The organism is Acutalibacter sp. LFL-21 (genome assembly GCF_025630755.1).
Taxonomy (GTDB): Bacteria; Bacillota; Clostridia; order Oscillospirales; family Acutalibacteraceae; genus Acutalibacter; species Acutalibacter stercoravium.
The window spans coordinates 21,492-43,294 of sequence record NZ_JAOTNT010000012.1 but is presented as its reverse complement, the minus strand read 5'-3'; the positions used below and the strand labels follow the sequence as shown (position 1 = coordinate 43,294).

Sequence of the window (21,803 nt, the reverse complement as noted above, 5' to 3'; positions counted from 1 at the left end):
GCGGGAAATCCCGCCTCGCTCTCCTGTCTATGGATTTACTTTTCTTTGCGGACACCCTTAAACTTTCCACCGGTAGTCTTAACATCCATGAACTGCCCGTTTTCGGTGTTCCGTTTTGTATACAGACCGGTTTTGGGGTTTAGAATTTGGGAACGGCCTTTTACTGCTCCGTTTCTATGTCCGTCGCCACTGGGGGGATTGGTTGCCATGCGTTTTCACCTCCTTTCAATACCACGTGTGCATGGCAAAATAGGCAAGGGTTGCCTCACAAATCTCCTCAGGAGACTTGCCGTGGTCAATAATTTCTTTCAGGTCAGACTTCATCTTTTCCGTGTAATTCTGCCCATTGTCCACAACCTTCTTTAGCAGTTCTTTGAAGGTATGTTCCTGCATTTCTTTTTCCGTCATGTTTTTACCCTCACAATGCCCGTCAGCAACAACTGCATCAGGGCTTTTTTCTTTTGTTTTTCTTGCTCAATGTCCCGCTGGAGCAGGTCAATTTCATGGTCAGTAGTGGAAAAAACTTTAACAATAGCGGTTTGTTCCTCAATAGGCGGCACCAATATATGTGTCTTCACAATATTACCTTTAGATATTGACATTACTTTAACTCCAGCTATATATGGAACAAGCTGCTTGTGATAGGTTTCAGAATTCATATAATAGCCTAACCACCCTGGCGCAAAACAACCTTTTATAGGTTTACACAACATAGTATGCAGTCCAGCTGCAACCTTTTTCCCATGCGTTTCCTGTACCTCAACTACTTTACCAGCAGTCAAATCTTCAGCGGTATCAGCAATAACAACATCTCCATCATCAACAAAGGTGGTAATTTTTGCACCGATATCCGAAAGCAATGACGGTATTTCTTGTTCAGACAGTTTGAGAACTTCTCCATATCTTACAAGTATATCACCATAATGTATATTTTTTACCCCTGTACTATCTTCGCACATACATTCTCTTGAAAATGTGTTTGTGGCACCAAATGTAAAAACCTGATTAAACCCTTTTATCTCCCATTGTCCACTAAACCCCGGCAGGCGCTTTTTCCCGGTCAAAAGTTGCTGCATAAGATACTTTTTTTGCCGCTGCTTTTCGGCCAGGAGCCTTTCTTTCAACTCAATCACCTTGTCCTGTGTGGTGAGGATAGCGGCGATTTTTTGTTGTTCCTCAATGGGGGGAAGTACGACCATACTTTTCGAAAAGCGATCCTGACCAAGTGTTTTGTTGCGCCCCGCTCCACCAGGAGAGGCCGCCTCTAAAACATCGGTTCCTCGTTTTGTTAGAAAAAAGGCAATCAGATAGTTTATGTCTACCTTGTTATCAATGGGACGATACATCGGAAATCGGTGAGAAGCAATCATGCCCACCTCTGCCTGGGTAGTCTTACCAATGGCTTGTTCCCACGCAAACACGATATTGACAATAAAGCAATCTGGCTCGATCCAAAAGACGGATTTATTTCCCAGTGCTGCACCTGTAACGGGTTCTTTATAGAAAAGTCCTTTTCCGTGGGAACGGATGCCAATTTGGGTATACAGTTGATTTGGCTGAATTTTTACTGGCATTCCCACACGTTGGAGACACTCACCGACTCTCAAAACCGTCCATTCGTTCGGGAGCACCCCATGCTTTGTCTTTTTGTACCCTTCTGGCACCTCTTCCCGGCGAATTTGTTCGATTCGTTGTTTGATTTCTGGTGTCATTTTTTTCCTCCTTGGGCTTTAGAAAGCTCAATCATGGCTTCCAGGCTTTCAGGATTTTTAATCAGTTCAGGCAAGACAGATGCCATCAACTGTTAATTAAATTGCTCACTTGAAGGAACATTCTTCTGTGATTCGTTATCATGTAATCCGGCTGCAACATTTTGAATTTGCATTTTCCTTAATACATTTTCTTCTTCTATTTTCTGGGCTAGTCCCTCTGGATAATATGTGTGCTTAATTTGATCCCATTGGATGTCTTTAAGCTTTAAGGCCTTAGACATCACCTCTAGCAGTTTTAGGTGCTTATCTTCAATGCTCTGCGGAACCGGTGGTTTTTTATCTGTTTCATTGAGAAAATTTTGGTATGCTACACGCACATCTTTATCCTTGTAAAACACAACATCAATCGAATTTAAGGCACGAACGCTTTCCTCAGAGGAAACCATAAAACGCGTTGCCATTATCGTCTCAAAGATACGCATTTTCCTGTTATAGATGTTATTCCTTCTTTGCCACCAAATTGTTAACAGAGTAGCCAATAATCCAGAAATTAAGGCAGTAACGACAACCAAGATAATTTCCTGCATTTTCTAAGACCCCCTCACAATCCCAACTCTTCCAAATACTTTTGCATCTGCGCCTGAACCTGAGCCAACTCCGTCTCGATGTCAGCGATATTCTGCTTTACCTGGTCGATATCCACCAGCTCCTCTTCCTCGAAGGTGTCCACGTACCGGGGGATATTTAGGTTAAAGTCGTTTTCTTTAATCTCATCGAAGCTGGCATCGTAGGCATACTTGTCCACATTTTCCCGGGCGCGGTAAACCTGGACAATCTTTTCGATGTCGCAATCCCGAAGGAGATTCTGGTTTTTCCCCTTTTCGTAGTTGCCCTCAGCGGAAGCGTCGATAAAGAGCACGTCACGGCGAGTGCGATTTTTCTGAAAGACAAGAATACAAGCCGGGATGCCCGTTCCGTAAAACAGGTTGGCGGGCAATCCAATGACAGCATCCAGGTAATTGAGCTCTACCAACTGGCGGCGGATTTTTCCTTCGCTAGCGCCCCGGAACAGAACACCGTGAGGCAACACAATGGCCATGCGCCCATTCTCCCCATCCAGACTGGAAAGCATGTGGAGGACAAAAGCATAATCTCCCTTAGAGGCCGGAGGGATCCCCAAATCGAACCGATGATAGGGATCTAGATCGGCAGTCATCTTCTTTTTCCCTTTGCTGTCGGCCTCCGCTTCCGAAAGGAAACCGCTGTCCCACTTGTCCAAGCTAAACGGCGGATTGGCCACCACCTTCTGAAATTTCATCAGCTGGTCGCCCTCCAGATTTTGGGGATGGGATAAAGTATCACCTTGCCAGATACGGGCATCGTCTACTCCATGGAGAAACATATTCATGGTGCAAAGAGCCCATGTCTGGGCGTTAAGCTCTTGACCGTAGATGGCTACCTTTCCGCTGGGAACTTTCTTATACGCTTTCAGCAGCAGACCGCCGCTTCCACAGGTAGGGTCGTAGATGCGGTCGTTTTCCTGGGGATCCACCAGTCGGGCAATCAGCTCCGATACCTGGCTGGGCGTGAAGAATTCCCCGCCTTTCTTTCCTGCATCCGAGGCAAACATGGCGATCATGTATTCATAGGCATCACCAATGATGTCATTGGCATCTAGCTGACTGGGACGAAGATTTAGGCCATGAAAGTCCTCAAGCAAATTGCGGAGAGTGGCATTTTTCTCCCGCACCTCTCCAAAATCCACCTGAGAATTGAAGTCGATTGCGCGAAACACATTGCGCAGCTTACTACTGTTTCTCTCCTCGATGTGACTAAGCGCCACATTGATTTTTTGACCGATTTCCGGATCATTCCGGTTCTGATAAAGGTAGTCGAACGTGGAGTCCTCATCCATAGCAAACCGCTCCCGGTTCATAGCTCGCTCCACACGGCGCATATCTCCCTCGTATTGTTTGATATAATTTTCTTTCTTTTCCTGAGCCACATCGCTGAGATATTTTACAAACAACATGGATAAAATATAATCTTTATAGCGAGAGCTGTCAATTTTCCCGCGGAAGCTGTCACAAGCTTTCCAAAGCACCTGCTCAATATCTCTTTTCGTAGTCATGACAAATTCCTCCTGGTTCTATCGTTCATCTGCTCTAAAATGTCCTCATAATACTTTTTCTTCTGCTCTGCCAAGGAGAATAGCAAAGCGCTTTCTTTCCGTGCTAATAAAAACACCTGGCCAATTCGATACTGATCTTCCAAAGAAGGCAGAGAGAGAGACATTTTCCTGAACAATGCGGATTTTGCAGCCCCTAACATATTGCTGGAGCTATCCTTGTAGATTTTCCGCTTAATCCAGGATCTGTTCAAATACCAAGCTAAGTACTCTGGCACAACCCTTTGGGCATCCACTCGAATGATTACAAAATTGGAGGACACCACAATGTTTTCCCATTTGCTTTCAATCAACACAGCTGTGTAAGGAGCGCTCAGCCGGACAATAATGTCTCCTAGACGAGTCAAATACTCTTCTTTCAACAGCTCTGCCGCATGAAACACGTCCAACTCTTCTTCAAGTATTTCTCCCTCACCACTCATGGCCCGCAATGAAAGCAAGGAATATCGGAATGGCGAAGGACTTTTTGCCGCCTTTCTGGACAAAACCAAACCGCTCCGAACTAATGCGACTTCTCCAAGTTTCATCTTCCAACCTCTTTCGTCATGTCTAAAAAATAACTTTATAGGTATAGTATAACGTTCAGTGCAGAGTTTGTCAATCTTTTTCTGTCATGTCCAGAAAATGACTTAGCAACCCCATAAAAGGGCGAAAAGCCCTGTCACACGACAGAGCTTTTCAGGGTTTGGTGAAGTTTTTTCAGTCGCTTTGAGACTGCCATTTTGGAGACACCGAGGAGTTTCCCCATCTCCTCCATGGTCAGCTCGCTGTCGTAGCGGAGGGAGATGAGCTTTTGGTCCTCCTCCTGCAGGGCCTTGACAGCGTCCCGCAGATTTTCAAGCTGGAGGCTCCGGAGCACGGTCTCCTCCACAGACACACAGCTGGTCACACAGGACAGCACCGTTTCAAACTCACTTTTACTAAGATGCCTCTCGTCCCGTTTGTCCTGGGCTGCCGCCCGTTTCCGATCCTGCTCCAGGAAGTCTGCAACCTCCTTTGGCACTGATACTACCTCACCGTTGTAGAAGATTTCTACTTGGTTCAAGTTTTTTCCTTTCCGCATCGCGGAAGGGCCACACCACGCTGCCGGCACAGCGCCAAATACTGTGGACGTTCATGGAATCCACCCGCAGTGGAATGATTGTTGATTCGGGGGGCTCATGAATGCCTGAGGTCACACAGAGTGTGAACCTCACCGGAATGCTATGGTATTGGCTTTCGCCATTTTTATTGTATCATCCAGTGCCACGCAAGATATGTCGAAATTAGAAACACGCTTTGAACAAGCCGAGAATTTTTGGTTTTTGGGACTTTCTTCTCGTCTGCGGGTCCGAGCCCCAGCTGGCGTCCCCACCCGCCTTCCTGGGCCGCACAGGGCCCGGAGGGGCCTTTTGCGGAGCTTTTTTCTGCACGGGGGGGCACCTTTTGTCCCCTTCTTTCCCTGCTTTTCGGACAGAAAGAAGAATAATCCGGGAACGCAAAAAAGCCTGGGAACCACACGGGTACCCAGGCTTTTTCATGGAGCTGGAAACGTGACTTGAACACGCGACCTGCTGATTACGAATCAGCTGCTCTACCAACTGAGCTATTCCAGCATATTCCTATTTCCGTTACTTTCTACCCTTTAAGGCTGCAACCGGAGGCCCAATGTGTTCCTGCCCGGTTGTTCACCCTTAGCAACAACCAGCGACCTGCTGATTACGAATCAGCTGCTCTACCGACTGAGCCACACCAGCATATTCATATTTTCGTTACTTTCTACCCATCGAGACTGCAACCGAAGGCCCAACGTGTTCCTTCCTGGTTGTTCACCCTTAGCGACAACCAGCGACCTGCTCATTACGAGTGAGCTGCTCTGCCATTGAGCCACAGTAGCACAAACCGCCCCACTTAGAACGCTAAGATATTATACAGGAAAAAAGGAGGGGAGTCAAGATGAATTTGCGCTTTTTTCCGGAAGGATTCTGTGGTATACTATGTTTTTAAAGGAAAGGGGCAGGCTGCCTCTTGAGAGAAAGGGGAAACCATGGAATACACACTACATATGGGGCCTTGGAGCAGCGTATTCGCTGTGCCCACCGCCCTGGTGGACCGCTATATAAAACTGGCTGGCAAGGAGCAGCTGCAGGTCTTGCTGTGGATGCTGCGCCACGGAGGGGAGGCCGTTCAGCCGGACCTGCTGGCCCAAGCCCTGGGCATGAGTTTGGACAGCGCCTTGGACGCGCTGGATTACTGGGTGCAGGAGGGGCTGCTTGCCGGCCAGGAAAGCGAGCTCTCCCCTGCCCGGTGGGTCCAGGCCGCGCAGCCAGAGGATAGGCCTGCCCCGCTGCCAGAGGCAGGCGGCGGAACAGCTGCCAGCCTGCCCCCCAAGCGGCGCCTGCTAAAGCCGGACACACAGCATCTTGCCGCCCGGATGGGGGAATCAGAGGGGATTCGCTTTCTTATGCAAGAGGCGGAAAACACCCTGGGCAAAACCCTCTCTCCTGCCATGGCCTCCACCCTGCTGACCATTTGCGATGACTATGGCCTGCCTGTGGAGGTAGTGGTAATGCTGCTGCATTACGCCAAAAACGTGGGCCGCACCGGCACTGCCTACATTGACTCTGTGGCCCGGGACTGGGCCGCCAACGGAGTTTTTACCTTGGAGGCCGCCGAGCAGAAGCTGCGGGAGCTGGACGAGCACCAGCAGGCCTGGGCCAAGGTGCAGTCCGCAGCGGGAATGCCCCGGCGCTCTCCCTCTAAAAAGGAGGAGGAGGCCGCCTACCGCTGGGTGTACCAGTGGAAGTTCACCGTAGAAATGCTCACCGCCGCCTATGAACGGTGCGTGGACAACACCGGGAAATTCAGCGCTGGATATATCAATAAAATCCTCGAGGGCTGGCACCGCAGCGGCGTGCGCAACCTGCGGGAGCTGGAGCAGCTGGAAGCCCGGAAACGGGAGGACCGGGGCTCTGGCAAGAGCTACGATATCGAGGAGCTGGAGCGCATGAGCTTTTTTGACCTGCCAGAGGAGCTGTGAGATATGGGATATGGAGTAAAAATCTACCAGGCGGCCTGCAAAGAGCTGGAGGACCGCCGCCGCCGGGCCGAGGAAAAGGCCGCCGCCTGCCGGGAGCGCTTTTTTGAGGACTGCCCCCGGGCCGCGCAAATCCGGGAGGAGATGGCCCGCAACGCCTCTGGGGCAGCGCGGGCAGTGCTCTCCGGCGGGGACGTGCGCCAGGAACTGACCCGCATGAAGGAAAGGGGTATGGCCCTGCGGGAGGAGTACAACGGCCTGCTGGCGCAAAACGGGCTGAGCCAGGAGGACGTAACCCCGCAGTATCAGTGTTCCAACTGCCGGGACAGCGGCTTTGTGGACGGCCGCATGTGCCAGTGCTTAAAATCCTTGCAGCGGCGCATGGCCTATGAGCGCCTGAGCATGGACGCCCCATTGGAGAGCTGCACCTTCGAGAGCTTCTCTTTGGAGTATTACCAGGAGGATGAACGGGTTTACCGGCAGATGGAAAAGGTCTTTCGGGCCTGCCAAAGCTATGGGGAAAAACTGCGGCCCGACTCTCCCAGCATGCTGTTCCGCGGCGGAACCGGCCTGGGAAAAACCCACCTGTCTCTGGCCATTGCGGGAAAGGCCATTGAAAAGGGCATGGGGGTGATATACGGCTCTGCCCAAAGCTTTGCTGTGGCCCTGGAAAAGGAACGCTTTGACCGGGAACCCCCGGAAGAGGGCGACACCAACACCCAGCTGACCGAGTGCGATTTGCTGATTCTGGATGACCTGGGCACTGAATTTCCCTCTGCCTATGTAAACGCCGCCCTCTACAATATCATCAACAGCCGGATGCTGGCGGAGCGGCCCACCATTATCAGCACCAATCTGACCCTGAAGGAATTGGAAAGCCGGTACAGCGAGCGGTTTGCCTCCCGCATTGCAGGCTATTACGGCAAGCTGGAATTCTTGGGCAACGATGTGCGGGTGCAGAAACGCCTGCAAAAAAGCCGCAAGCACCCTTAAAGAGCCAACACGGCTGGAACAGAAAAGCCGTCTCTCCCATGGGCAAGGGAGGGGCGGCTTTTCCGCGGCTCATTTTCTTTGCTGTGGGGGCTCCTTTCCAGAAGCGGGGAAGTGCCGGTTCACCCACCGGGCGATGGGGCCGGACAGGAAACAGACCAGCAGGAACAGCGCCCCTGCCAGCAGCCCAGGCAGCAGCGAAGTGGTCCGGCCGCTCTGAAGGACCAGCCCGTCGGAGCCGCCTTCTGTGCTGGAAGGGGACGGCGTTCCCCCTTCCTCCTCTATGACGGGCACGGGCTCCAACGCGGGGGCTGCAGACGCCTCCTCCGCAGGGGCGCTTTGCACAGGGGCCGGGGTCTCCTCCCGGGCGGGCCCGGCTGTGGATGAAGAGGATGGGCGGGAGGTTCCGGCGGAACCCACTGAAACCGGCGGGGGCGTTCTCGTGGGCGACGGGCTGGCAGCGGCCGCCTTCTCCTGCCGGTAAACCGTCACCTGATAGACGCGTTTCGCCGTGCCGTCCTCCGCGGTAACTGTGAGGGTGAAAAGGGTGCTGCTTCCCCCAGCCCCCAAGTTTTTCCGGTTCACCCGGTAGGATGCCCCTTCTGCAGGCTGGGCAGCAAAAGTCATAGTGGTCACTTCAAAAGGCACCGTAAGCCGGTACTCCAAAACCTCCGGATCAAAGGCCGGGGAAAGCTGCCCTTGCTCTGGGGTAAGAGACAACAGCCGGGCATCCTGGCTGAGGGTTGGCTTTTCCTCTTCCTCCTTCTCCTGCCGGTGGACAGTCACCTGGTAAACCCGCTTGGATTCCCCATCCTCGGCTGTGACAGTGAGCAGGAACAGGGTGGCACTGCCGCCAGCCCCCAGGTTTTTCCGGTTCACCCGGCAGGACGCCCCCTCCGCCGGCTGGGCGGAAAAGGTCATGGCGGTGACCTCATAGGGGACGGTGAGGCTGTATTCCAGAATTCCCGGTTCAAATTCCGGGACAAGCTGCCCCGTCTCTGGAAGGAGGGAAAGCAGCCGAGTGTCCTGGCTGAGCTCCGGCTCTTCCTCCTTTTCCTGGCGGTGAACCGTCACCTGATATACCCGCTGGGATTCCCCGTCCTCCGCCGTGACGGTAATGCGAAACAACGTGTCGCTCCCGCCAGCGCCCAGGCTTTCCCGGTTCACCCGGCAGGAAGCGCCTGTTGCGGGCTGGGCGGCAAAGGTCATGGACGTGACTTCAAAGGGAACTGAGAGGCGGTACTCCAGAACCTCTGGATGGAAAGCAGGGGTAAGCTGGCCCGTCTCCGGCACAAGGGACAGCAGCCGGGCGTCTGTGCTGGGCGGCGGGAGCACCTGGAGGGCCAATTCTGTTTCCATCCCCTCCTGGACAGGTTCGGAATTTCCATCCACCACCTGGAATACGGAGGCGCGCAAAAGGGTCTTCTCCAGCGGCGCGTCCCCGCGGACCAGAAAGCTGCACACCAGCAAATCCCCAATGTCCAGAGAGGTTTCCTCCCCAGGCAGGGTAACCACCGTTGAGAGGACCCCATCCTCATTCTTTGTGGCGGCCTCTCCCTTTTCCAGCTGGTCCCCATACTGTACCTCCTGGAAGCGCAGAACCTCTGGGTCATATTCCAGCCGGATCCGCAGGGCCGCCACACCGGAGAGGGTTCCATTATAAAAGAACCGAGCCTCCACCGGGGTTCCAGGACGCCCCTCCTCCACGCTGAGGCTGGCGGAAAAGCTGGCCGCCCGGACGCTTCCGCCCCACAAAAGCGCCAAGGCCAAGACAAAAAGGAAGGTTGAGAGCTTCTGAACATGCCCCATGGCCGCACCCTCCTCTCCAAAATTCACCCCAGTTTTTTCCATTGTAGCACAGCAGTGGGCAATAAGAAAGAAAAAAAGACAAAATTCGACAAATATTCCAAAAAGGACAGCAAAGGCCCCGGCGCAAAACTGGCAGGAAGGAAAACTTTCCCTTCGGGCGGTTGACAGAGCGGGCCAGTTCGATTACCATAGATAAGATAAGAGCTTTTGCGGAAAAGAGGGCGTTCATGGGCGAAGAAACCAGTATTTTAGAGCTTTCCTTTCAAATGGGAGAGACTCTCTTGCGCAGCGGGGCGGAAATCTCCCGGGTGCAGGAGACTATGGAGCGGGTGGCCGCGGCCTATCACGCGGAAAAATTCAACGTCTATGTGCTGACAAACGCCATCTTTGCCGTGGGCACGGAAAAGGGCGTCGAGCACTCAGTAGAGCTCAAGCACATTCCCAGCACCACCACCCATTTAGGCCGCATCAGCGCCGTAAACCAGCTCTCCCGGGAGATTGCCGAGGGGCGTCACACGGTGGAGGAGTCCTTCCGGATTTTAAAGCAGATCCAGAAAACGCCCTATTTTCCCCTGCCCCTGGCCACCTTGGCCTGTGGCGTTGGAAGCGCCTGCTTCAGCTATCTGTTCGGCGGGGACGGTTTTGACGCTCTCACCGCCTTTCTCTGCGGCCTGGCGCTAGAGCCTTACCTCCGCTGGGTAGAGGGCCATGGCATGTCCAAGTTTTTGACCAACCTCTCCGCCAGCGCCCTGGTGACGCTGTGCGGCGCCCTGCTGCTGTTCTTCGGCGTAGGCCACAGCATGGATAAAATCATCATCGGTTCCATCATCCGGCTGGTGCCCGGCGTGGCCCTGACCACCTCCATCCGGGATTTCTTCCACGGGGACTACTTGAGCGGGGCCATCCGCATGCTGGACGCCGTGCTGGTAGGGGGTTGCATCGCCATGGGCGTAGGTGTGGTAGTCAAGGTGCTTTCCCTTTTGACAGGAGGTGCCCTGCTGTGATAGATCTTCCCACCCTTTTCAACTGGCTGTTCCAAACGGCCGTGGCTTTTGTCTCTACCATTGCCTTTGCCATCATCTTCCACACCCCCAAAAAGGAATGGCTTTGCTGCGGCTTTACCGGGGGCGTGGGCTGGCTGGTGTATCTCGTCTGCATGCATCTGAACACTGGGGTGGTGGCGGCCTCTTTCTTTGCCACAGTGGCCCTGGCCTGGTTCTCCCGCGTGTTCGCTTTTTGGCGCAGGGCCCCGGTGACCATCTTCCTGATTACGGGCATCTTCCCCCTGGTGCCGGGGGCCGGCATCTATTACACCGGTTACCACTTGTTCATGAGCGACAACTCCCTGGCCCTGGACAAAGGCCTGGAGACCATAAAGATCGCCATTGCCATTGCCCTGGGCATTGGCATTGTGCTGTCGCTTCCCACCTTTTTCTTCACCCTGCGCCGGGCTGCCCCCAAAAACCGCGGGAGCAAGCCCTGAAAGGAGCGTTCTATGCCCAGAGTGGAAGTGACCATTGGAAAAAATGACGGGGGCCAGCGGCTGGACAAGTTCCTGACCAAGACCTACCCCAACCTGCCCCAATCCATGCTGTACAAGGCTGTCCGCAAGAAGGATGTCAAGGTGAACGGCAAACGCTGTGAAAGCTCCCAGCGGCTGCAGGAGGGGGATGTGGTCTCCCTGTTTTTAAAGGACGACTTCCTGCAAAAGGAGGAGCGCCCGGAGGATTTTTTAAAGGCCCCCAAAAAGCTCTCCATCCTCTACGAGGACGGGAACGTGATGCTGCTGGACAAGAAGCCGGGGCTCATCGTCCATCCGGACGAGAACTACCACTTTGACTCCCTGATCGCCCGGGTACAGCACTACCTCTATGACAAGGGGGAGTACGATCCCAAGGCGGAGAACGCCTTTGCCCCGGCCCTGGTCAACCGTATCGACCGGAACACGGGGGGCATCGTCATGGCGGCGAAAAACGCCGAGGCCCTGCGCATCTTGAACCAGAAGGTGAAGGACCGGGAGCTGCACAAGTTCTACCTGTGCGTGGTGTGCGGCCATCTCAAGGAGAGGGAGGCCACCCTCTCCGGCTATTTGGAGAAGAACGAGGCCCAAAACCGGGTGTACATCTCCCAGCGGCCCAAAGAAGGGGCCAAGACCATCCGCACCCGCTACCGGGTGCTGGAGGAACGGCGGGACTTCTCCCTGGTGGAGGTGGAGCTCTTAACCGGCCGCACCCACCAGATCCGGGCCCACTTTGCCTCCATTGGGCACCCCCTGGCCGGGGACGGCAAGTACGGCAAAAACGCGGTAAACAAGAAGAGCGGCTTCCCCTATCAGGCACTGTACTCCTATAAGCTGCGGTTTGACTTTCAAACGGACGGGGGTCTGCTCCAATACCTGGACGGGCGGGAGTTCACCGCCGGGGACGTGTGGTTCCTGCCGGAATTTGCCGCCATGCCGGGGCAGTAACGCCCCCGGCGGGTTCTTTGGGATAAACTATTCTTTGTAAAAAAGGGACGTGACTTCATGCGTGTGATCCACCTGATTGGCGGCGGCGACACTGGCGGTGCCAAGACCCACGTTTTAAACTTGTTAAAAGAGCTGAACCAGTCCATCGACGCCCAGCTGTTCTGCTTCCGCAAGGGGGATTTCTCTGAGGACGCGGCGAAAATGGGCATTCCCATTGAAGTGATCGAGTCTGGAAACCCGGTGGTGGGCCTGCGGGAGCTGAAGCGCCGCCTGGCCGGGCAGAAGGTGGACATCATCCACTGCCACGGCGCCCGGGGCAACCTGATGGGCAACCTGGTGAAAAAGCACCTGGGGGCCCCGGTGGTCACCACGGTGCACAGCGACTACCGCCTGGATTACCTGGGCCGGCCGGTGGCAAGGCTCTCTTACGGCACCACCAACATGGTGGCCCTGCGGCGGGTGAACTTTTACATCGGCGTCTCCGACCCCATGACGGACATCCTCATTGAGCGGGGGTTCCCGGCGGACCGCATTTACACCATTTACAACGGCATCGACTTCAAAACCCCCATCCACCCCGTGCCCAAGGAGGAGTTCCTGCAAAGCGTGGGCATGGAGTGGGAGCCTGGGGATGTCATCGCGGGCATTGCGGTGCGGCTCTCCCCGGTGAAGGACGTGCCCACCCTGCTGCGGGCCATGAAGATTGCCAGCGAAAAGGACCCCCACCTGAAGCTGCTCATCGGCGGAGACGGGGAGGACCGGCAGAAGCTGGAAAACATGGCCAAAGACCTGGGCCTTGCGGGCAAGGTGTGCTTTGCCGGATGGCTGGACGATGTAAACTCGTTTTACAACGCCATCGACATCAACCTGCTCACCTCCATTTCGGAGACCTTCCCCTATTCCCTCACGGAGGGCACCCGGATGCACAAGGCCACCATCGCCTCTAAGGTAGGGGGCGTGCCGGTGCTCATTGACGACGGGGTCAACGGCCTGACTTTTGAGCCGGGGGACGAGAAGCAGCTGGCCCAGCACTTGCTGGCCCTCTCTCAAAACAGAGAGCTGCGGGAGACCTTTGGAGAGCGTATCTACGAAAAGGCCAGCCGGGAGTTCTCCATTGACCGGATGGTGGAGCACCAGCTGGAGATCTATGAGAGCATCTTGAAGCGGGACGCCCGGCAGAAGTCCCGCAAGCGGGATGGGGCGGTAATCTGCGGGGCCTACGGCTACGGCAACGCCGGAGACGATGCCATTTTGAAATCCATCATCCGCTCTGTGCAGGAGCTGGACAACGCCATGCCCATCACCGTGCTGGCCAAGAACACCCAAAGCATTAAGAAGCGGTACCGGGTGGGTTCCATCTACACCTTTAACCTGCCCAAGATGGTGGCCGCCATGCGTAAGTCTGTGCTGTATATCAATGGCGGCGGCACCCTCATCCAGAACGCCACCAGCTGGCGCAGCCTTTGGTACTACCTGTTCACCCTGCGGCTGGCCAAGCTGCTGGGGAACAAGGTGGATATGTACGGCTGCGGCATCGGCCCGGTGACGGGGAAGAAGAACATCCGCCTGGTAAAAAGGGTGCTGGACCGTTCAGTGGACACCATCACCCTGCGGGAGACGGACTCTATGAAGGAGCTGGAAAGCTTTGGGGTGCGGCGGCCAGAGATCCTCCTCAGCTCTGACCCAGCCCTGGTGCTGCCCCCCTCCCCCGATTTGGATGTGGACGCCTACCTCAGCCGCCACGGCCTGGAGAAAGGCGCCCCCACCATCTGCTTTATGCTGCGCACCTGGTACGGCTTTGAGGAGAAAGCCGCTGCCTTTGCCGCCTGCGCTGACTACGCCTACCAGCGGTATGGGCTGACGCCGGTGTTCCTCTCCTTGAACATCTTCCATGACAGCAGTGCCGCCCAAAAAGTGGTTCCATACATGAAAGCTCCCTACCACATTTTGGATGACGGAGCAGAACCCGAGCTGCTCATCGGGGTGCTGGGGCGCATGGATGTGGTGGTCTCCATGCGGCTGCACGGGCTGATCTTCTCCTCTTTAAGCGGGGCGCCCCTGGTGGGGGTGAGCTACGACCCCAAGATCGGTTCCTTCCTGAAGTACCTGGAGGCCGGAACCTGCATTGACCTGAAGGACGTGACCGCCCAGGACTTGGAGCAGGCGGTGGACCAGGCCGTGGCCTCCCTGCCTCAGCGAGAGGCGCTGCGCCAAAAGGCCCAGCGCCTGAAGGACGTGGAGCGGCGGAACATCCAGGCGGTGGCCAAGCTGCTGGAGCGGGAGCCCTGATCTTTCTGCCATTCCTAAAGTGAAAAGCTCTTCCTGCCCATTGCGGGCGGGAAGAGCTTTTTTCACGCTTCCTCCCCCTGAAGGCGCTGCTTCATCAAATCCAGGAACAGGGCCATCAGGGTGGTGACGTACTTGTTCCGATGGTATACCAGCTGGCTCCACATGAGGATGGGCGGGCATTGGGGGTGCAGCACCACCAGCTCCCCCTTCTCCAGATGCTCCCGCACCACGAACTCCGGCAGCAGGGAGATGCCCTCACCCTCCAGCAGGAACCGGGTGATGACATCAGTGCCGCCCACCTCCCAGAAGGGGCGCAGCTCCCGCCCCTGTTCCGCCAAGAACTGCTCCACGGCGTACCGGTAGCTGATGCCCTTCTCCGTCAGGTACAGGGGTTCTTGCAGCAGGCGCTCCAGGGGGATGGATTCCATCCCCGCCAAGGGGGAGGCGGAGGAAGCCACAAAGTGGATGGGTTCTGGCCGCTGGGCCACCTTCACCCACTCGGGGTAATAGAGCTGCTGGTCTAAGAAAAGCAGCAGATCCACGTCGTTTTGCCGCAGCATTTGCAGCAAATCCGGCATCAGGGCAGTGCAGGTGGTCACCTCCGCCTGGGGGCTCAGGCGGCTCAGCTCCCGCATCACCGGGGGCAGCAGGCCGCTGACCAGGGACTGGCAGGTGCCGATGCGCAGCCTGCCCCCCGGCCGCTCTGGCTCTTGGGCCACCTGCTGGGCCCGGCCCACAGCCTCCAACACCTCCAGCGCCCGGGGCAGGAACCGCTCCCCCGCCTGGGTGAGCTTGACCCGCTTGCCGATGCGCTCGAACAAGGGGATACCCAGCTCCTCCTCCAGCTGCTTAAGCTGCATGGTGACAGCGGACTGGGAATAGCCTAGCTGCTCGGCTGTTTTGGAAAAGCTCTGCAGCTCTGCCGCCCGGATAAATGAGATAAGATTTCGCAGTTCCATGGGACCACCCTTCAAAAAAATTGAACGCATTTATGAAATCTATGAATTTTACAATTCCAATTTTTTATGGTAGCATGACAGTCGAAGAAAGTCAAGGAGGCGGCTCTCATGCGTGAGACAATCGAAGAACAGAACCAGCACATTGGCCGGCTGATGGAGGACTTTGTCCGCCGGGCGGTGGAATTTTCCAACACCCTGCCGGACCGGCCCATCCGCCAGCCCGATCCCCAAGAGGTGATGGACTACTGGCCCTGGCGGCCCAGGAACGGCTGGAGGGCAACCCAGAGTGGCAGGTGGTCTCTCCCGCCCACTTTGGCATTGTCAACTTCCGGTTCGCCCCCAGCAAGGAGGCGCCGGATGCCACCTGGGACCAGATAAACCAGGAGATGGCCAGAGAAGTGACGGCCACCGGCTTTGCCCAGGTATACACCACCCAGCTGCGGGGCCGCACCGTGCTGCGGCTATGCGCCATCAATCCCCGCACCACTCCGGAAGATGTGCTGCTGGAGAGCACCCAAGCGGCGGAGCGGGGACGCCGCCTGGCAGAGGAGAAGGGCCTGCAGGTGGGATGAGGCAGCAAAAAACGGCACAGCGTCCGCCATGCCGTTTCCCGTTCTAGAGGGTATGAGTCCAAGCGTCCCAGAAGGGACGCTTGTTTTGTTACAGCCACTGAAGGAAGGCCGTCTTTACGTCTGAGCGGTAGCCCGCCCTTTCGTAGAAGCGCAGGGTGGATTGCCGCTTGCTGCCGGTCATCAGCATCAGCTTGTAGCAGCCCTGCTCCCGGGCCAGCTGCCGGGCAAGATTCAGGCAGCCGGTGGCCAGGCCCTTGCCCCGGTGAGCCGGGTGAGTCACCACGTTCTCAATCAGACCGTAGGGCCGGCCCAGGTGGGTCAAGTTGGGGACGATGAGCAGGGTACAGGTGGAAACCAGCTCTCCCTCCTCTTCCGCCACCACAATGTGATAGTCCGGAACGGCCTGGATGGCCTGCCAAATCTTCTGGGCGTCAGGGCCCTCCTCCAGCCAGCCCTCCGGGTGGAGGTAGCGGTACAGGGCCAGCAGCTGGGGCAGCTCGTCCCTTTGGATTTCACGGACCTGCACAGCGCTCCCTCACTTTCTATTCTTCGCCACGATCAGGAAACGGTGCTCCAAATTGGGCACAAAGCCCAGGCGCTCCACCTGCTCCTGCATCTGGAACAGAGCCTCTTGGCTGTTTTCCACAGAAAAACCCGGAAACTCCCAGGGGCACACGCTGGCTTGGAACACCACGGCGCCCACGTCCCGGAACCGGCTTTCCAGATAGGCCTGATTGCTGCGCATTACCCGGAAGCCCGCCTGGCGGAACCGGGGCAGCTCATTTTCCAGGTTGAAGCCCACAAATCCTCCAGGGAAGCCGGGGCACAGCCGGCGCACCAAGGGCAGGTCGTTTTCGCCCCCCACCTGCTGGGTGACGAAAAAGCCGTTTTTCTTCAGCACCCGGCGGACCTCTGAAAGGTCGTAGCTCTCGTGGCGGTTGATGACCAGGTCGAAGCTGTCGCCCGAGAAGGGCATGGGCTGGCCCTTCTCGCTGTCGTACTCCCGGACAGTGACGCCCAGGGGCTCCAGGCGCTTTTTGCACAGGACCAGGTTGGGGGCCCAGCCCTCTGTGACGCTGGTGAGGGCGTAAGGGTGGCCCAGAGTGAGGAGAAATTCCCCGCCCCCGGTGCCCATATCCAGCAGGCGCACCCCAGGCCGCAGAAACTCCTTCACCACTTGGGAGTAGTCCCAAGGCAGGGGTTCCACGGTGTACCGGCCTTCAATGTGGGAGAAATCCCAGCCAGTCATGCCTCGGCCTTCCTCTTCTTTCCACTGGGCCAAAAGCTGCTCGCGGTCCATAAGCGCCCCCTCAGGTGTTCTTGTCCACTTGGTGGAACTGCTTTAAATTGCCCTGCTTCTGGTGGCGGCGGGCCAGTTCCTGTTCCACGGCCTCAAAGGGGATGCCCTCGTTGACCATGAGCACCGTCAGGTGGTACAGCAAATCGGCAAGCTCGCCCACGGTGTCCTCCTGCTTGCCGTTTTTGGCTGCGATGATGACCTCGCTGCACTCCTCGCCGCACTTTTTCAAAATTTTGTCCAGGCCCTTCTCAAAGAGGTAGCAGGTGTAAGACCCCTCCTGCTTCTCCTGGCGGCGGCCTTCCACCGTCTGGTACAGCTCGTGCAAAATATCCATGGTTTACTCCCCTTTCGGTGTGTCCTCGCCCCGCAGGCGCTTGAAGAAACAGCTGTGGCTGCCGGTGTGGCAGGCAGGGCCCTTCTGCTTTACCCGGATGAGCAGGGTGTCATCGTCGCAGTCGGAAAAGACGCTGACGATTTTCTGGGTGTGGCCCGAGGTCTCCCCTTTATTCCACAGGGTCTTGCGGCTGCGGCTGTAAAACCAGGTATAGCCCGTCTCTAGGGACTTGCGGAAAGACTCCCGGTTCATGTAGGCCAGCATCAGCACCTCATTGGTATCGTCATCCTGGATGATGGCGGGGATCAAGTCCGACTTGGTAAAGTACAGGTCCAGCTCATCATCGGGCATATCCCCCGCCGCCCATTTCCCGGAAATTTTGTGGCAGGCGATGATGGCGGTGCGCAGATCCAGGGCGCCGGTGTACAGGGACTTTCCGGCAATGGCGCCATACAGCCCCAGGTCATAGAGGCTGACAATATCCAGCAGGCTGGAGACCCCGCCGCTGGCAATGATGTGGCAGTGCACCGCCCGGTTCAATCTGTCCAGCATCACCAGGTTGGGGCCATTCATGGTGCCATCCTGGTGGATATCCGTGCAGATCAGGTACTGCACCCCCAGGGATTCCATCTCCCTGGCAAAGTCCACATAGTCCACCTGGCTCTGCTCCAGCCACCCTTCGGCAGCCACCTTGCCGTCCAAGGCGTCGATCCCTACGGCGATGTGTTTGCCGTGGCGCTTCACCGCCTCCCGGACGAACTCGGGGTCCCGCAGTGCGGCAGAGCCCAGGATCACCCGGCTGACGCCCCGCTCCAGATAATATTCCACGGTGCCCATGTCACGGATTCCCCCGCCCACTTCCACCAGGAGGTCCGTGTTCTCCACCACATCGAAAATCAGCTGCTGGTTCTGGGGCTTGCCATCCTTGGCGCCGTCCAGGTCTACCATGTGAAGCCAGCGGGCCCCCTGCTCCTGAAAGTGCAGGGCCGTGGTCAGCGGATCGGGCGCCACCACCTCGGCGGTGCCATAATCTCCCCGGAACAGGCGGACGCATTTTCCCTCATGCAGGTCGATGGCAGGCAGTAAGATCATACATTTTCTCCCCTCTCGCTTGGCGTAAACCGCAAACAAGCCCCCGGTCCGGGAGCTTGCAGGCTCGAACTTCTTTTTTTATTATAGCACACCCCGGCGGGGCCGTCCAGGGCTTTACAGCACTCCCTTGGAGGAGAGCAGCACATCTCCCTCCTCCTGGGCCGCGGCATCCCGCAGGGCGTGAGCCGCCGCCTTGAACAGGGCCTCGATCATGTGGTGGGAATTCTTCCCGTATTCGCACTTCAAGTGCAGGGTGATGCCGGCGTTTGTAGCGAAAGCCCGAAAGAACTCCTCGGTCATGCAGGTGTCAAAGTCCCCCACCCGCTCCTGGGGGAACTCCCCAGAAAACACCAGGAAGGGCCGGCCGCTGATGTCCACCGCAGCAAAGGCCATGGCCTCATCCATGGGGATAAAAGAGTGCCCGAACCGTTTGATGCCCCGCTTGGTGGGCAGGGCGTCGGCAAAGGCCTTGCCCAGCACAATGCCCGTGTCCTCCACGGTGTGGTGGCAGTCCACCTCCCAGTCGCCCACAGTCTTCACCTTCAGGCCAAAGCCCCCGTGGACAGCGAAGGCAGTGAGCATGTGGTCAAAAAAGCCCACACCGGTAGAGACGCTGCGCTCCCCTCCATCCAGGCAGAGCTCTAGGGTGACTTCGGTCTCGTTGGTCTTTCGGTGCATGGAAGCGTAGCGTTCCATCATCTTCCCTCCTCAGCCGCCGGGGCGGCGGCGAAATAGCTGGCTATCTCCCCCAGGACAGCCCGGTTTTCCTCCGGCGTCCCACAAGTGATGCGCACCAGCCCGGCGGTATACCGCACCGAGATGCCCTGCTCCTCCAAAAAGCGGCGAAGGGCCTCCCCGTCGGGCAGGCGCAGGCTGGCAAAGTTCGTGGCGCTGGGCAGCAGGGTGAACCGGCTGGGAAACTCCTTTAACAGGGCCTCCAGCCCCTCTACCAGCTGCTTCTTAGAGGCCAGAATGGTCTCCAGGGCCTCCCCCAGCAGAGGAGGATGCTCCAGCACCAGAGTTCCCAGGGCCTGGGACAGGCGGTTTACATTGTAAGGGGACTTGACGGCCTTCACCGCGTCCACCAGCTCTTTCCGGCCCACGGCAAATCCCAGCCGCAGCCCCGCCATGCCAAAGGCCTTGGAGCAGGTGCGCAGGATAAGCAGATTGCCGTACTCTTGGAACTCCGGCAGCAGGCTTTGATCGGAGAAATCCATGTAGGCCTCATCCAGCACCACCAGGGTATCTGGCAGGCCCCGGATGAGACGGCGCACCTCCTCCCGGGGACAGACGATGGAGGTGGGGTTGCCCGGGTTGCTGAAAATGAGCAGCTTTACCCCCTCCCGCTGGCAGGTTTCCACGGTGGAATCCACGTCGATGGCGTAGTCCTCCCCCTTGGGGATGGGGACGTGGCGGGCCTCCTGCAAATAGCCGTTGAAGGCGTACATGGAAAAGTCCGGCTCCAGGGTGGCGAAGGCCTCCCCCCGTTGAAGAAACCCGGTGAACAGCACGGTGATCAGTTCGTCGGAACCATTACCCGCGGCCACGTTCTCCGCCGGGACGCCGTAATAGGCGGCAAAGGCCTGGCACAGCTTCCGGGCGGCGGGGTCCGGGTAGCGGTTGAAGGCCACCTGGGGCAGAGCAGCCGCCAGCTCCGCCAAAAGGGAGGCGGGCAGGGGCAGGAAGGACTCGTTGGCATCCAGGTGGACAGGGGTGTCCCCCATCTCCGGGTCATAGGGCTTTAAGTCCTTGATTTTATCGTTTAGCAGAAACATGGGCGCCTCCTCAGTCCTCCACCCGCACTTGGATGGAATTGGCGTGGGCGGTCAGCTCCTCGGTCTGGGCCAGGCGGATGATGTCTGGGGCGGCCTTCTGCAGCTCCTCCTTGGGGTAGTAGATGAAGCTGGACTTCTTGATAAAGTCATCCACGGAAAGGGGAGAGAAAAACCGGGCGGTGCCCCCGGTGGGCAGCACATGGTTGGGCCCGGCAAAATAGTCCCCCAGGGGCTCGGGAGAATAGTGCCCCAGGAATACCGAACCGGCGTTATCCAGCCGGCCAATGTAGGAGAAGGGGTTGTCCACGCAGATTTCCAGGTGCTCGGGGGCCAGCTCGTTGGCGAAGTCCACGGCCTCCTCCATGCTCTCGCAGACAATGACCCCGCCAAACCGGTCCAACGACTCCTGGATGATGTCCTTGCGGGAGAGGTACTCCATCTGCCGGTACAGCTCCTCCACCGTCTGTCCGGCAAGCTCCCGGCTGGGGGTGATGAGGATGGCCGAGGCCATGCGGTCGTGCTCGGCCTGGCTCATCAGGTCCGCGGCCAAAAACTTGGGGCTGGCGCTTTCATCCGCCACAATGAGGATCTCGCTGGGGCCGGCGATCATGTCGATATCCACCACGCCGTACAGCTGCTTTTTGGCCGTGGCTACAAAGATGTTCCCCGGCCCCACAATCTTGTCCACCTGGGGCACGCTCTCCGTGCCCAGGGCCAGGGCGGCCACTGCCTGGGCCCCGCCCATGAGGAACACCCGGTCCACCCCGGCCACATAGGCGGCGGCCAGGATATTGGGGTCCGGCCTGCCGGTGCGGCCCGGCGGGGTGGCCATGACTATCTCCCCCACCTGGGCCACCTGGGCGGGGATGACGTTCATCAGCACGGAGGAGGGGTAGCCCGCCGTGCCGCCGGGGACGTAGACCCCCACCCGGTGCAGGCCCCGCACCCGCTGCCCGGTGATAACCCCGTTTGGCAGGGGGTCAATGCGGCTCTGCTGCTTCTGCCGCTGGTGAAAGGCCCGGATGTTCTCCGTCGCTTTCCTCAGGGAGGCGATGAACTGAGGGTCGCACTCCTCTACAGCCGCCTCCAATTCCCCGCGGGAGAGCTCCAGGCTCTCGGGGGTCCAGCCGTCAAATTTTTTGGAGAATTCCTTCACTGCCCGGTCCCCACCGGTGCGGACGGCTTCGATAATCTCCCGCACGGACTGCTCGATCTCCGGGGAGGTCTGCCCCACCCGGCTCTTCAAATCCTCCACAAAAGACTGGCAGGTCTGCCGGTCCCCCTGTACCACTTTGATCAT

General features: G+C 57.4%; 23 protein-coding genes and 1 tRNA gene. 7 read left to right on the top strand and 17 right to left on the bottom strand.

Annotated features, from left to right (window positions below; all coding sequences use genetic code 11):
* Nucleotides 1-35: 35 nt before the first annotated feature.
* From ODJ80_RS12405 to ODJ80_RS12370, 8 genes are all read right to left on the bottom strand, one after another.
* On the bottom strand, nt 36-209 hold the full coding sequence (locus ODJ80_RS12405) for a hypothetical protein (protein ID WP_263042352.1): 174 nt from the start codon (nt 207-209) through the stop codon (nt 36-38).
* A 16-nt stretch (nt 210-225) separates the two neighbouring features.
* Nucleotides 226-408 carry a hypothetical protein gene (locus ODJ80_RS12400; RefSeq protein WP_263042351.1) on the bottom strand — a complete coding sequence of 61 codons (183 nt, stop codon included), beginning with the start codon at nt 406-408 and terminating at the stop codon, nt 226-228.
* Complete coding sequence (locus tag ODJ80_RS12395) at nt 405-1,712, bottom strand: restriction endonuclease subunit S (protein ID WP_263042350.1); 1,308 nt, start codon at nt 1,710-1,712, stop codon at nt 405-407. The genes ODJ80_RS12400 and ODJ80_RS12395 overlap by 4 nt, the downstream gene beginning before the upstream one ends.
* Nucleotides 1,713-1,804: 92 nt before the next feature.
* Nucleotides 1,805-2,299 (bottom strand): DUF6680 family protein, encoded by a 495-nt coding sequence (locus ODJ80_RS12390; RefSeq protein WP_263042349.1) that lies wholly within the window; start codon nt 2,297-2,299, stop codon nt 1,805-1,807.
* 14 nt (nt 2,300-2,313) lie between these two features.
* Nucleotides 2,314-3,843 carry a type I restriction-modification system subunit M gene (locus tag ODJ80_RS12385; protein WP_263042348.1) on the bottom strand — a complete coding sequence of 510 codons (1,530 nt, stop codon included), beginning with the start codon at nt 3,841-3,843 and terminating at the stop codon, nt 2,314-2,316.
* Nucleotides 3,840-4,427, bottom strand: coding sequence for a restriction endonuclease subunit S (locus ODJ80_RS12380; RefSeq protein WP_263042347.1), 588 nt, complete (start codon nt 4,425-4,427; stop codon nt 3,840-3,842). The genes ODJ80_RS12385 and ODJ80_RS12380 overlap by 4 nt, the downstream gene beginning before the upstream one ends.
* A gap of 134 nt (nt 4,428-4,561) precedes the next feature.
* Nucleotides 4,562-4,945: a sigma-70 family RNA polymerase sigma factor gene (locus tag ODJ80_RS12375; protein ID WP_263042346.1), complete on the bottom strand. Its 384-nt coding sequence runs from the start codon at nt 4,943-4,945 to the stop codon at nt 4,562-4,564.
* A gap of 474 nt (nt 4,946-5,419) precedes the next feature.
* Nucleotides 5,420-5,495: transfer RNA gene (locus ODJ80_RS12370), tRNA-Thr, on the bottom strand.
* A 431-nt stretch (nt 5,496-5,926) separates the two neighbouring features.
* Here ODJ80_RS12370 and ODJ80_RS12365 point away from each other — a divergent pair.
* Complete coding sequence (locus ODJ80_RS12365) at nt 5,927-6,919, top strand: DnaD domain protein (RefSeq protein ID WP_263042345.1); 993 nt, start codon at nt 5,927-5,929, stop codon at nt 6,917-6,919.
* Nucleotides 6,920-6,922: 3 nt separating this feature from the next.
* A complete protein-coding gene (locus tag ODJ80_RS12360; RefSeq protein WP_263042344.1) occupies nt 6,923-7,909 on the top strand; it encodes an ATP-binding protein in 987 nt (328 codons plus the stop codon).
* Nucleotides 7,910-7,978: 69 nt separating this feature from the next.
* Here ODJ80_RS12360 and ODJ80_RS12355 read toward each other — a convergent pair whose 3' ends face one another.
* The gene (locus tag ODJ80_RS12355) at nt 7,979-9,715 is read right to left on the bottom strand and encodes a cadherin-like beta sandwich domain-containing protein (RefSeq protein WP_263042343.1); all 1,737 of its coding nucleotides are present in this window, start codon (nt 9,713-9,715) and stop codon (nt 7,979-7,981) included.
* A gap of 227 nt (nt 9,716-9,942) precedes the next feature.
* Between ODJ80_RS12355 and ODJ80_RS12350 the strand changes: the two genes are divergently transcribed.
* From ODJ80_RS12350 to csaB, 4 genes are read left to right on the top strand one after another with little or no spacing between them, the layout of a single operon-like run.
* The gene (locus tag ODJ80_RS12350; RefSeq protein WP_263042342.1) at nt 9,943-10,719 is read left to right on the top strand and encodes a threonine/serine ThrE exporter family protein; all 777 of its coding nucleotides are present in this window, start codon (nt 9,943-9,945) and stop codon (nt 10,717-10,719) included.
* Entirely contained in the window at nt 10,716-11,198 is a 483-nt protein-coding gene (locus tag ODJ80_RS12345; RefSeq protein ID WP_263042341.1) for a threonine/serine exporter family protein, read from the top strand. Before ODJ80_RS12350 ends, ODJ80_RS12345 begins: the two co-directional genes overlap by 4 nt.
* 12 nt (nt 11,199-11,210) lie before the next feature.
* Nucleotides 11,211-12,182, top strand: a complete 972-nt coding sequence (locus ODJ80_RS12340; protein ID WP_263042340.1) for an RluA family pseudouridine synthase — start codon at nt 11,211-11,213, stop codon at nt 12,180-12,182.
* 57 nt (nt 12,183-12,239) lie between these two features.
* Entirely contained in the window at nt 12,240-14,471 is a 2,232-nt protein-coding gene (gene csaB, locus ODJ80_RS12335) for a polysaccharide pyruvyl transferase CsaB (RefSeq protein ID WP_263042339.1), read from the top strand.
* Nucleotides 14,472-14,533: 62 nt separating this feature from the next.
* Here the strand turns inward: csaB and ODJ80_RS12330 are convergent, their stop codons facing one another.
* Nucleotides 14,534-15,430 (bottom strand): LysR family transcriptional regulator, encoded by an 897-nt coding sequence (locus tag ODJ80_RS12330; protein WP_263042338.1) that lies wholly within the window; start codon nt 15,428-15,430, stop codon nt 14,534-14,536.
* 293 nt (nt 15,431-15,723) lie between these two features.
* Between ODJ80_RS12330 and ODJ80_RS12325 the strand changes: the two genes are divergently transcribed.
* Entirely contained in the window at nt 15,724-16,002 is a 279-nt protein-coding gene (locus ODJ80_RS12325) for a hypothetical protein (protein WP_263042337.1), read from the top strand.
* Between the two features lie 88 nt (nt 16,003-16,090).
* On the opposite strand, the gene ODJ80_RS12320 is transcribed toward ODJ80_RS12325, so the two are convergent.
* From ODJ80_RS12320 to hisD, 7 genes are all read right to left on the bottom strand, one after another.
* A complete protein-coding gene (locus ODJ80_RS12320; RefSeq protein ID WP_263042336.1) occupies nt 16,091-16,528 on the bottom strand; it encodes a GNAT family N-acetyltransferase in 438 nt (145 codons plus the stop codon).
* 9 nt (nt 16,529-16,537) lie between these two features.
* The gene (locus ODJ80_RS12315) at nt 16,538-17,302 is read right to left on the bottom strand and encodes a class I SAM-dependent methyltransferase (RefSeq protein ID WP_263042335.1); all 765 of its coding nucleotides are present in this window, start codon (nt 17,300-17,302) and stop codon (nt 16,538-16,540) included.
* A 10-nt stretch (nt 17,303-17,312) separates the two neighbouring features.
* Nucleotides 17,313-17,636, bottom strand: a complete 324-nt coding sequence (gene hisE / locus ODJ80_RS12310) for a phosphoribosyl-ATP diphosphatase (RefSeq protein ID WP_178864026.1) — start codon at nt 17,634-17,636, stop codon at nt 17,313-17,315.
* Between the two features lie 3 nt (nt 17,637-17,639).
* A complete protein-coding gene (hisA, locus tag ODJ80_RS14105; protein ID WP_317619931.1) occupies nt 17,640-18,728 on the bottom strand; it encodes a 1-(5-phosphoribosyl)-5-[(5-phosphoribosylamino)methylideneamino]imidazole-4-carboxamide isomerase in 1,089 nt (362 codons plus the stop codon).
* Between the two features lie 114 nt (nt 18,729-18,842).
* Complete coding sequence (hisB, locus tag ODJ80_RS12295; RefSeq protein WP_263042334.1) at nt 18,843-19,424, bottom strand: imidazoleglycerol-phosphate dehydratase HisB; 582 nt, start codon at nt 19,422-19,424, stop codon at nt 18,843-18,845.
* Nucleotides 19,424-20,503: a pyridoxal phosphate-dependent aminotransferase gene (locus ODJ80_RS12290; RefSeq protein WP_263042333.1), complete on the bottom strand. Its 1,080-nt coding sequence runs from the start codon at nt 20,501-20,503 to the stop codon at nt 19,424-19,426. The genes hisB and ODJ80_RS12290 overlap by 1 nt, the downstream gene beginning before the upstream one ends.
* Nucleotides 20,504-20,513: 10 nt before the next feature.
* Nucleotides 20,514-21,803 (bottom strand): histidinol dehydrogenase, encoded by a 1,290-nt coding sequence (gene hisD, locus ODJ80_RS12285; RefSeq protein WP_263042332.1) that lies wholly within the window; start codon nt 21,801-21,803, stop codon nt 20,514-20,516.

What these genes read in the sequence shown, in the direction of transcription:
- ODJ80_RS12405 (WP_263042352.1), bottom strand. Translation starts at nt 209, where the DNA reads ATGGCAACCAATCCCCCCAGTGGCGACGGACATAGAAACGGAGCAGTA.
- ODJ80_RS12400 (WP_263042351.1), bottom strand. Translation starts at nt 408, where the DNA reads ATGACGGAAAAAGAAATGCAGGAACATACCTTCAAAGAACTGCTAAAG.
- ODJ80_RS12395 (WP_263042350.1), bottom strand. Translation starts at nt 1,712, where the DNA reads ATGACACCAGAAATCAAACAACGAATCGAACAAATTCGCCGGGAAGAG.
- ODJ80_RS12390 (WP_263042349.1), bottom strand. Translation starts at nt 2,299, where the DNA reads ATGCAGGAAATTATCTTGGTTGTCGTTACTGCCTTAATTTCTGGATTA.
- ODJ80_RS12385 (WP_263042348.1), bottom strand. Translation starts at nt 3,843, where the DNA reads ATGACTACGAAAAGAGATATTGAGCAGGTGCTTTGGAAAGCTTGTGAC.
- ODJ80_RS12380 (WP_263042347.1), bottom strand. Translation starts at nt 4,427, where the DNA reads ATGAAACTTGGAGAAGTCGCATTAGTTCGGAGCGGTTTGGTTTTGTCC.
- ODJ80_RS12365 (WP_263042345.1), top strand. Translation starts at nt 5,927, where the DNA reads ATGGAATACACACTACATATGGGGCCTTGGAGCAGCGTATTCGCTGTG.
- ODJ80_RS12360 (WP_263042344.1), top strand. Translation starts at nt 6,923, where the DNA reads ATGGGATATGGAGTAAAAATCTACCAGGCGGCCTGCAAAGAGCTGGAG.
- ODJ80_RS12355 (WP_263042343.1), bottom strand. Translation starts at nt 9,715, where the DNA reads ATGGGGCATGTTCAGAAGCTCTCAACCTTCCTTTTTGTCTTGGCCTTG.
- ODJ80_RS12350 (WP_263042342.1), top strand. Translation starts at nt 9,943, where the DNA reads ATGGGCGAAGAAACCAGTATTTTAGAGCTTTCCTTTCAAATGGGAGAG.
- ODJ80_RS12340 (WP_263042340.1), top strand. Translation starts at nt 11,211, where the DNA reads ATGCCCAGAGTGGAAGTGACCATTGGAAAAAATGACGGGGGCCAGCGG.
- csaB (WP_263042339.1), top strand. Translation starts at nt 12,240, where the DNA reads ATGCGTGTGATCCACCTGATTGGCGGCGGCGACACTGGCGGTGCCAAG.
- ODJ80_RS12330 (WP_263042338.1), bottom strand. Translation starts at nt 15,430, where the DNA reads ATGGAACTGCGAAATCTTATCTCATTTATCCGGGCGGCAGAGCTGCAG.
- ODJ80_RS12315 (WP_263042335.1), bottom strand. Translation starts at nt 17,302, where the DNA reads ATGGACCGCGAGCAGCTTTTGGCCCAGTGGAAAGAAGAGGAAGGCCGA.
- hisE (WP_178864026.1), bottom strand. Translation starts at nt 17,636, where the DNA reads ATGGATATTTTGCACGAGCTGTACCAGACGGTGGAAGGCCGCCGCCAG.
- hisA (WP_317619931.1), bottom strand. Translation starts at nt 18,728, where the DNA reads ATGATCTTACTGCCTGCCATCGACCTGCATGAGGGAAAATGCGTCCGC.
- hisB (WP_263042334.1), bottom strand. Translation starts at nt 19,424, where the DNA reads ATGGAACGCTACGCTTCCATGCACCGAAAGACCAACGAGACCGAAGTC.
- ODJ80_RS12290 (WP_263042333.1), bottom strand. Translation starts at nt 20,503, where the DNA reads ATGTTTCTGCTAAACGATAAAATCAAGGACTTAAAGCCCTATGACCCG.
- hisD (WP_263042332.1), bottom strand. Translation starts at nt 21,803, where the DNA reads ATGATCAAAGTGGTACAGGGGGACCGGCAGACCTGCCAGTCTTTTGTG.